The sequence below is a fragment of the Modestobacter excelsi genome, assembly GCF_005930495.1.
Classification (GTDB): Bacteria; Actinomycetota; Actinomycetes; order Mycobacteriales; family Geodermatophilaceae; genus Modestobacter; species Modestobacter excelsi.
This window is the reverse complement of record NZ_SJEX01000138.1, coordinates 1-5,867: the sequence shown is the minus strand read 5'-3', so window position 1 is coordinate 5,867 and position 5,867 is coordinate 1. Positions and strand designations below refer to the sequence as shown.

Below are 5,867 nucleotides of genomic sequence, written 5' to 3'. Positions count from 1 at the left end.
CGCCCCGACGAGCTGCTCCGCGATGCCGATGCCGCGATGTACGCGGCGAAGGCCAAGGGGCGCAACCAGCACCTGGTCTTCACCCCCGACCTGCGCGCGACGCGGGAGGACCGGTGGCAGATCGCCAGCCGGTTGCGCCACGCGGCCGAACTGGACCAGCTGGTGGTGCACTGGCAACCGGTGGTGCACCTGGCCACCGGGGACGTCCGCGGGTGCGAGGCGTTGCTGCGGTGGCTGCACCCGCAGCGGGGGCTGGTCGGGCCGGAGGAGTTCATCCCGATCGCCGAGGAGGACGGGCTGATCGTGCCGGTCACCCGGTGGCTGCTGGAGACCACGCTGAGCCAGGCCGCGGCCTGGGCCGAGGCGGGTCTCGACCTGGTCATCGCGGTCAACATCAGCGCGGTGCACCTGTCGACCGGCACGCTGGTGGACGACGTCCTCGGGACGGTCGCCCGCACCGGCGTCCCACCCCGGCGGCTGGTGCTGGAGCTGACCGAGACCGCGCTCGCCCGCGACTCCGACCGCGCCGCGGAGCAGTTCGCGGCGCTCCGCTCGCAGGGCGTGCGGCTGGCGATCGACGACTTCGGCAGCGGGTACAGCTCGCTGTCCGCGGTGGCCTCGCTGCCGGCCGACGTGCTGAAGGTCGACCGCACCCTGGTGGCCGGGCCGCTGCCCGCGCGCTCGGCCGCGCCGGACGCGGTGCTCGCCGCGGTCACCGCGCTCGGGACCGCCCTGGACATGCGGGTCCTGGCGGAGGGCATCGAGACTCCGGAGCAGCTGGCGCGGGTGCGCGCCGTGGGCTGCGAGTACGGGCAGGGGCACCACCTCTCCCCGCCGCTGCCGGCCGACCGCTTCGCCGCCCTGCTCGCCGAGGGCCGGCGGCAGACCGGTCACCAGCGGCTCCCCCGCGCTGACGAAGGACCCCTGGACGCAGCGGAGCCCCCACCCAGTACGGGCGGGGGCTCTGCTGCGACTGAGCGAGACTCACGCGGCGCGGAGCACGGCCTCGATCTCGAGCTCGACGGAGATCTTGTCGCCGACGACGACGCCGCCGCCGTCCATCGGCATGTCGATGTCCACGCCGAACTCCTTGCGGGAGATCTCGGTCTTGCCGGAGAAGCCGGCGCGCGTGCCGCCGTAGGCGTCCGGACCGAAGCCGTTGAGCTCCAGGGTCAGGGTGACCGGCTTGGTGATGCCCTTGATCGTCAGGTCGCCCTCGACGACCCAGTCCTCGCCGTGCGCGCGCACGGCGGTCGAGCGGAATTCCATGACGGTGTGGTTGCCCACGTCGAAGAAGTCAGCGGACTTGATGTGCGCGTCCCGCTGCTCCTGCCGGGTGTCGATCGAGTCCATGTCGACGGTGGCGTGCACGGTGGACAGCGCCGGGTCGGTGGCGGTGACGATCTCGCCGGAGAACTCGCGGAAGTAGCCGCGGACCTTGCTGACCATCATGTGGCGGACCGAGAAACCGACGGTCGAGTGGGAGGCGTCGATGTCCCACGTGCCGACGACGTAGCCGGGGATCTGGGTGGTGCTGGTCATGGTGACCCTCCATCTGGTTGAGCGTTTGACTGCTTCGCTGGGTCGTAGCGTAGTTGAAGGCTTGAGTATTCCGCTAGTACCCTGGCGGACATGAGCAGTGACGCGTGTCCCGGACCCCTGGGTGGCGCTGCCCCGCGGTCGTCGTCGGGAGCGCACGGGACGACGACCCGGTGGCTGGACGCCGACGAGCAGCGCGCCTGGCGGGCCGCCATGTACAGCTGGATGCTGCTGGAGGACCGGCTGGACCGCGAGCTGACCCGGGAGACCGGCATCTCGCACGCCTACTACGAGATCCTGGTCCAGCTGTCGGAGACCGAGGGCCGGTCGCTGCGGATGAGCGAGCTGGCCGACCGGTGCCTGTCCTCCCGCAGCCGGCTCTCCCACGCGGTGTCCCGGCTGGAGGAGCGCGGCTGGGTGCGTCGGCAGGTCTGCGCCGAGGACGGCCGCGGACAGCTCGCCGTCCTCACCGACGCGGGCTTCGCCGCGCTGGAGGCCGCCGCGCCGGTCCACGTCGAGAGCGTGCGCACGCACCTGTTCGACCAGCTGAGCCCGGCGCAGGTCGCCGCGCTGCGCGACATCGGCGAGACCCTGCTGCACCACCTCACCGACCCCGGCTGACCCTCCGCGCGCCCCGGCGCGGAGGGCCGGTGCCGGTCAGGCAGCGACGTCCGCGTCCTCGCCCAGGAACAGGTCGCGGGTGAGCACCCCGGTGTCCGGGTTGTCGGTGAACAGCCCGTCGACGCCGGCCTCCCAGAACCGCAGCTGCTCGGTGATCGCGTCGCCGTAGTCGGCCGGGTCGTCCCCCTTCTGCAGCGCCGGCGGCAGGAAGGTGTTCTCGTTGCGGAACGTGTAGGGGTGCACCAGCAGCCCGACCGCGTGGGCGTCCGCGACGAAGGACGTCGGCTGCCCCAGCGTCCCGTCGGGGGCGATGGGGATCACCTGCGTCTTGTCCGGGCCGACGCCGTCGGCGTAGCCGGCCACCCAGGCCAGCCCGGCTGCGGTGGACAGGTCGGCGTAGGTGCGCGGGTCGCCGGCGGCGACCAGGTCGGCCGGCGCGCCGGTGGCGCTGAGCAGCTGGACCAGCGGCAGCTGCACCCCGGCGGCGTCCAGCACCCGCAGGTTCGTCGTCTCGAACGACTGCAGGAAGACCGGGTCACCGCGGTGGGTCAGCCCCGCCTCGCCCAGGTCGGTCAGCAGCGGCCCCTCGAGCGGCAGGCCCACCGAGGCGAAGTAGGTGGGGTGCTTGGTCTCGATGTAGGCCCCGACCTCGCGGCCGAGCTCGTCGCTGAGCTGCGCCCGCAGCTCCAGGTACTCGTCCACGGTGGGGATCTGGAAGAGCCCGTCGTAGAGGGTGTTCTCCTGCCGCACCTCGGGCAGCCGCTCGACGGCGCGCAGCGTCTCCAGCTCCGCCAGCGTGAAGTCCTCGGTGAACCAGCCGGTCAGCTCGACGCCGTCCACGGTCTTGGTCGTGCGCCGGTCGGCGAACTCCGGGTGGTCGGCGACGTCGGTCGTCCCGGAGATCTCGTTCTCGTGCCGGCACACCAGCTCGCCGTCGGCGGTGCTCACCACGTCGCACTCGATGTAGTCCGCCCCCATCCGCGCGGCGAGCGCGTAGGAGGCCAGGGTGTGCTCGGGCCGGTAGCCGGAGGCCCCCCGGTGGCCGATCACCAGCAGCCGGTCCTCGTCCTGCCCGGAGGACGCGGCGGCGGTCGCGGCCAGCGACCCCGGCACGAGCAACGACAGCAGCAGGACGAGGACGGTGGCGGCCGCGCGCGGCCGGAGGACGGTGTGCACGGTTCCCCCACGGGCCCGGACGACGACCCTCGCCGTCGGCCCGAGCCGATCTCAACCCCCCGAGGGGCCTCCGACGACGGCCGGCGGCCGAACACCTCGTGGCCGACCACCCGTCCTCGCGGGTCGGTGACCCAGCGCAGTCGGCTGAGCAACAGCTGGGTGTCGGCTGTGGGCGCTCAGCGCACGTCGTCCGGCCTGCCCGGCCAGCGCGGGACGCCGGGGACCTCGGTCACCGGCGCCCGGAACCGCGGAGGTCGCTTCTCCAGGAACGACCGGACCCCCTCGGCGGCGTCCTCCCCTGCGCCCAGGGCGGCCAGCACGGCGGACTCGGCGCGGTGCGCGTCCCACGGCGACGCGGCGCCGAGCATCGACCACATCAGCTGCCGGGCGGCGGCGACGGCCGGCCCGGAGGTGTGGTCGGCGATCTCCCGCGCCAGCGCGTAGGCACTCGGCAGCAGCTCGTCGTCCGGTACCACGCGGGACACCAGCCGCCCGCAGAGCGCCTCCGCCGCGTCGAAGACCCGCCCGGTGGCGACCCACTCCATCGCCTGGCTGACCCCCACCACCCGCGGCAGGAACCAGCTCGACGCCGCCTCCTGGACGATCCCGCGCCGGGTGAACACGAACCCGAAGCGGGCCGACTCCGCGGCGATCCGGATGTCCATCGGCAGCGTGAGGGTCGCGCCGATGCCCACCGCCGGGCCGTTCACCGCGGCGATCACCGGCTTGCGCAGCGCGGCGAAGGGCAGCGAGGCGACGCCGCCCCAGTCCCGCGGCACCCCGCCGATCGTCTCGGCCGGCACCGGCCGGCCCGGCCGGTCCGGGTCGAAGGTCGACCCGCCGGCCAGGTCCGCCCCGGCGCAGAACGCCCGGCCGGCGCCGGTCACCACCAGCACGCGGACGGCGTCGTCGGCGTCCACCACTCCGCAGACCTCGCCGAGCTCCCCGGCCATCTCCGCGGTGAAGGCGTTGAGCCGGTCGGGTCGGTCCAGGGTCAGCGTGGCGATCCCGTCGGCGACCTCGTAGCGGACCTGGGTCCAGCTCACCGGCTCAGCGCCCCGGCGAGCACGAGCCCCGCCACGGTGTCGAGGTGCCCGGCCTCGTCGCCGAGCAGGAACCGGTCGACCTTCGCCCGCCGCCAGTACAGGTGCGCGTCGTGCTCCCAGGTGAAGCCGATCCCGCCGTGCACCTGGATGCAGGTCTCGGCTGCCCGCTCCAGCGTCTCGGCGGCGAACGCCTTCGCCGACGCGGCGGCCAGCGGAAGCTCGTCGGGTGCAGAATCGGCGGCCCACGCCGCCCACCAGACCAGCGAGCGCAGCTGCTCGACCCCGACCCAGGCGTCGACCAGGGCGTGCTTGACCGCCTGGTAGGAGCCGATCTGCCGGCCGAACGCCGTGCGGACCTTCGCGTACTCCACGCCCAGCTGCACCGCCCGACCGGCTGCGCCGAGGTCCTCGGCGGCGAGGACGACCAGGGCGACGTCCCGCGCCCGGGCCCAGAGCGCCTGAGCGCCGTCGGCCAGCACCCTGCGCGAGGTGAGCCGGACCGAGGCCAGCCCGCGGGTGGCGTCCATCGGCGTGCCGGCGGTGACCTCGCCGGACCCGAGCACCAGCGCACCGTCCTCCAGGGCCAGGAAGGTGTCGACCGCGGCAGCGTCGATCGAGGGTGCCGCCCCGTCGAGCACCGCGAAGCCGGTGGAGCCGTCCGCCAGCGCCGCGAGCAGGTCCGGGTGGTCGGCGAGCAGCACGGCGGCGCGGGCGGCGGTCACCAGCGACGGCCCGGCGAGCACCGCGCCGGCCTGCTCGGCGACCACCGCGAGGTCGAGCACGCTGCTCCCCGCACCGCCGGCGGACTCGGGCACGGTGATGCCCAGGAAGCCGATGCCGGTCAGCGCCTTGCGGCCCGGGGCCACCGGTCCGCCGTCCAGCGCCCGCCGGGCGTCGGCCGCCGACGCGGAGCCGGTGAAGAAGTCCCGGGCGCCGGCGGTGGCGGCGCGCTGGTCGTCGTCCAGCTCGAAGTTCACCTGCGGCCTCCGTTGAACGGCGCGGTCTTGTCCTCGCGGGGCTCCGGCGGGAGCCCGAGCACCCGCTCGCCGATGATGTTGCGCAGCACCTCGTTGGTGCCGCCGGCGATGGCGATGCCGGGCAGCCACGCCTGGTTGCGCTGCCAGCGGCCGTCGTCACCGTCGGGTCCGCGGCTGTAGACGGCGTCGTCGCCGAGCAGCCGCACCCCGGCGTCGGCGACGAGCTTGGCGGCCGCGGTGCCGGCCAGCTTGCCGGCGCTGGCCTCCGGGCCGGGCAGGCCGCCCTTGCTGATCGCGGTGTAGCGCCGGTAGCCGGTGTACCGGTTGGCCAGCGCGGCGACCGCGGCCCGACCGAGCGCCTGCCGGGCCAGCACCTGCCGCTCGGCGCTCAGCTGCGGCACCCGTTCAGCGGCCAGCGCGGCGAGGGACTCGATCGACAGCCCCAGGTCGTTGCCGCCGCCGCCGACGGCGACCCGCTCGTTGAGCAGCGTGGTCAGCGCCACCCGCC

The 5,867-nt window shown here is 74.4% G+C and carries 6 protein-coding genes and 1 pseudogene; 2 read left to right on the top strand and 5 right to left on the bottom strand.

Annotated features, from left to right (window positions below):
- Positions 1-36 precede the first annotated feature (36 nt).
- Positions 37-777 (top strand): annotated as a pseudogene (locus tag FHL80_RS27155) (EAL domain-containing protein); the annotation flags it as partial.
- A 207-nt stretch (positions 778-984) separates the two neighbouring features.
- Here the strand turns inward: FHL80_RS27155 and FHL80_RS24675 are convergent.
- Positions 985-1,542: a YceI family protein gene (locus FHL80_RS24675; protein WP_138735969.1), complete on the bottom strand. Its 558-nt coding sequence runs from the start codon at positions 1,540-1,542 to the stop codon at positions 985-987.
- A 90-nt stretch (positions 1,543-1,632) separates the two neighbouring features.
- Between FHL80_RS24675 and FHL80_RS24670 the strand changes: the two genes are divergently transcribed.
- A complete protein-coding gene (locus FHL80_RS24670; RefSeq protein WP_246078936.1) occupies positions 1,633-2,160 on the top strand; it encodes a MarR family winged helix-turn-helix transcriptional regulator in 528 nt (175 codons plus the stop codon).
- A 36-nt stretch (positions 2,161-2,196) separates the two neighbouring features.
- On the opposite strand, the gene FHL80_RS24665 is transcribed toward FHL80_RS24670, so the two are convergent.
- The 4 genes from FHL80_RS24665 to FHL80_RS24650 form a co-directional block, all read right to left on the bottom strand.
- On the bottom strand, positions 2,197-3,336 hold the full coding sequence (locus tag FHL80_RS24665) for a glycerophosphodiester phosphodiesterase (RefSeq protein WP_138735968.1): 1,140 nt from the start codon (positions 3,334-3,336) through the stop codon (positions 2,197-2,199).
- A gap of 176 nt (positions 3,337-3,512) precedes the next feature.
- Entirely contained in the window at positions 3,513-4,382 is an 870-nt protein-coding gene (locus tag FHL80_RS24660) for an enoyl-CoA hydratase-related protein (protein ID WP_138735967.1), read from the bottom strand.
- A complete protein-coding gene (locus tag FHL80_RS24655) occupies positions 4,379-5,359 on the bottom strand; it encodes an acyl-CoA dehydrogenase family protein (protein ID WP_138735966.1) in 981 nt (326 codons plus the stop codon). The genes FHL80_RS24660 and FHL80_RS24655 overlap by 4 nt, the downstream gene beginning before the upstream one ends.
- A partial coding sequence (locus FHL80_RS24650) for an acyl-CoA dehydrogenase family protein (RefSeq protein WP_281283569.1) occupies positions 5,356-5,867 on the bottom strand: 512 nt, incomplete at its 5' end. The genes FHL80_RS24650 and FHL80_RS24655, both read right to left, overlap by 4 nt.

Excerpts from the sequence above, each read along its gene's own strand:
- FHL80_RS24675 (WP_138735969.1), bottom strand. The coding sequence starts at position 1,542 with ATGACCAGCACCACCCAGATCCCCGGCTACGTCGTCGGCACGTGGGAC.
- FHL80_RS24670 (WP_246078936.1), top strand. The coding sequence starts at position 1,633 with ATGAGCAGTGACGCGTGTCCCGGACCCCTGGGTGGCGCTGCCCCGCGG.